At 35.2% G+C, this 1429-nt stretch carries 2 protein-coding genes; one reads left to right on the top strand and one right to left on the bottom strand.

The window, feature by feature from the left end:
* Positions 1–449: 449 nt before the first annotated feature.
* A complete protein-coding gene (locus AC1DUW_RS28715; protein ID WP_053345208.1) occupies positions 450–812 on the top strand; it encodes a YugN family protein in 363 nt (120 codons plus the stop codon).
* Between the two features lie 113 nt (positions 813–925).
* Here AC1DUW_RS28715 and AC1DUW_RS28720 read toward each other — a convergent pair whose 3' ends face one another.
* Positions 926–1387, bottom strand: coding sequence for a DUF420 domain-containing protein (locus AC1DUW_RS28720; RefSeq protein ID WP_053345207.1), 462 nt, complete (start codon positions 1385–1387; stop codon positions 926–928).
* Positions 1388–1429 lie beyond the last annotated feature (42 nt).

The following is a 1429-nucleotide window of genomic DNA, read 5'->3' on the forward strand; positions in this document are numbered from 1 at the left end:
GGTGGGTTAACACCTTTGTTACCATCAATTAGGGGATTACCTTCATCTTCACCGCCGATATTAAGATAAATACCGATTACAAAAAAGATAATAATTAATACCGTTACCTTACCTAACCCGCGCAGAGGAACACTCCCTCTCTCTATCTAATTTATGTATACAATGCTCACATCTTTCTTTTCTGATTATATCATTGTTCAATCATAATTTTCTAATTTACAATGGAATGCCACTTCATTTAATTTATTATTAAAAAGTGTAACTTTTGTGAATGATGAAAATACCATGTTTGAGTTCATTGCAACTTCCACCATTTCGTACTATTATAAAATATAGGATAAAATGGTATATTATAAACATACTGGAGAATTATTTAAATATTTTATGTACATAACATTTTCCTGGTATGTCATTTTAATTCTCAAATGTAAACATAGGAGGTACTACTCGTGAAATTTGAAAGCTTTGGAATCGAGAACATCACAGCCGACTTAAACCGACTAGATGACCTAATGCCGCAATATGGTTTAATACGTGCAGAACAATGGGATTACGAAAGAGTTAGTTACGATCGTAAATTTGAAATAAAAGAAGGCACGTTCTATCTGCGAATACTTGGCTTTGCTACAGAAGGCGATGTAGGCGCTCACAGAGCCGTCATCAAACTAATGGTTCCTCTATTAGGAAAACACTATTATCCACACGGCGTTGAATACGGCGAAGGAGAGGACTTCCCTGCTTCATTAGTGAAGCAAAGTGAAAAAATCCTGGCTCAGATCAAAGAAGAACTCACACAATTTAATGGCCTGTAAAAGCCTTTAGCAAAAAATACAGTGAAAAAAGAGGGTGTCTATAGATGCTCTCTCTTTTTTAAATACCTATAACAAAAGCCTGATGCTTTTTTGCACCAGGCTTTTTCTTTGTTTTAAAACCCTAGAATTGCCTTTATTAAAGATGTTGTTTCTCCACCGTGATAAATGACATAAAGCAGAATATAAACGGCTACTCCAGTGATTCCAGTGAAAAACCAAATAATACTTGTCGTAGGCCCAATTTTTTTATGGATGGCAAAATTGCCTTTAAACCCAGTGGTAAGCATAATAATTCCAAGAACAGCTCCTGTCGTAGCAAGCGTTATATGGAAAATCAAAAAAATCGTATAGTAAATTTTAATGTCATCAGGTCCACCAAATGACGTACTACCAATAAAGACTGTTCGTGAAAGGTAGATAGTGAAAAAGATTACCGCAAAAACCGCAGCTACCATCATTGTCTTCTTATGGGTCTCGATTTTGCGCTGTTTAATTTGATACCAGCCTATTGCAACAGTGATGGCACTTAATACAATGAAAGCTGTACTTATCGTTGGAAGGATTGGTAAAGACATAAGAATTGTAGTCCTCTCTATATTTATTAATCAACTACCATT

It is taken from the genome of Peribacillus sp. P4_C12 (assembly GCF_056402095.1).

Excerpts from the sequence above, each read along its gene's own strand:
- AC1DUW_RS28720 (WP_053345207.1), bottom strand. The coding sequence starts at position 1,387 with ATGTCTTTACCAATCCTTCCAACGATAAGTACAGCTTTCATTGTATTA.